The organism is Intrasporangium sp. DVR (assembly GCF_040365325.1).
Lineage (GTDB): Bacteria > Actinomycetota > Actinomycetes > Actinomycetales > Dermatophilaceae > Intrasporangium.
The window spans coordinates 1-1,054 of sequence record NZ_BAABZW010000040.1; the positions used below are offsets into that span (position 1 = coordinate 1).

Here is a 1,054-nt window from a genome sequence, read left to right on the forward strand (position 1 = left end):
GACCAGTCAGCGCCTGAGATGTGCGTCCAAGTGGGCGCTATTACGCTGCTCCGAGTGCGCTATGACGCGGCCCGGCCCCCGCACCGAACCACCGGCGACGAGCTGGTCAAGAAACTCCGAGCGCGCGCACCTCCGGGAACAGCCCCTCCCCGTCGCCACGTCCCGATGACGGCGTCAGGACCAAAGACCCTGCCCCGCGTTCGACCCCGAGACCAGACTGTTTCGGTACACCAACGGCACCACGGGTCAGATCGGGAGGGATCATGAACAAGAGAGCAATGGCAGTGGCCGCCGTCGTGGCGGCAACGGTGGGGGCCAGCGCAGCGGGGGCCTCCGGCGCACCGAGAACGCGCCTACCCGACGCCACCCTCTTCTGCGGCTCCGTCACAGTGGCGGCAGACGCCTGGGTGGCCCTCGGGTCCGGGACGCTGTGGATCACGAGCGGGGACCTGGCAGGCCACTACGTGGTCCTGGAACAGACCCACTACTACGCCGAGGGGCTCTTGCAGGAGCCGCCAGAGTCCTATGAGGCCCTCATGCCGCTCATCCCCACCGAGACCTTCGGCAAGAAGACCGGGCTGGAAACGACACAGTCATGTGACTTCGTGTCGCGGTGGGAGGACCCTTCCGCTCCGGGCACCGGGTTCTCGATCGTCGGGCCCGTCACCATCGCCAAGGTCTCTGGCTGAGGAGGGGAGCTGACCAACGGACCCAGCCCAGCGGCATACGGCATCGCTGGGCCCGGGTAGGCCGCGACCACAGCACGGCGGTCGCGTCGACAGGCGGAATCTCAATGCTCGGCTATTTGTCACTCTGGACAGCGTCATCGAAGCGCCAGAGAACTGGGTGAAGGCTGACGACGACATGTTCGCAGCCATGGAGGGGGACTACGCGCAGTCAGAAGCCCTTCTGCTTGGTCGTCGCACCTACGAGACGTTTGCCGCTTCATGGCCCCAGCGCGGTAGCGAGGTGCCGAACGCGGACTGGATGAAGCAGACCCAAAGGTACGTCGCGTTGTCAATGGCCACGTTCAGGTCCCCGCTGGTGGCCAAGT

The 1,054-nt window shown here is 66.1% G+C and carries 1 protein-coding gene and 1 pseudogene; both read left to right on the forward strand.

Translation table 11 applies throughout. From position 1 onward, the window contains the following. Window positions 1-263: 263 nt before the first annotated feature. Entirely contained in the window at window positions 264-689 is a 426-nt protein-coding gene (locus tag ABWV20_RS19125; RefSeq protein WP_353358048.1) for a hypothetical protein, read from the forward strand. Between the two features lie 157 nt (window positions 690-846). Further along, window positions 847-1,054 (forward strand): annotated as a pseudogene (locus ABWV20_RS19130) (hypothetical protein); the annotation flags it as partial.

Coding starts and splice junctions, on each gene's coding strand:
- ABWV20_RS19125 (WP_353358048.1), top strand. CDS start 264: ATGAACAAGAGAGCAATGGCAGTGGCCGCCGTCGTGGCGGCAACGGTG.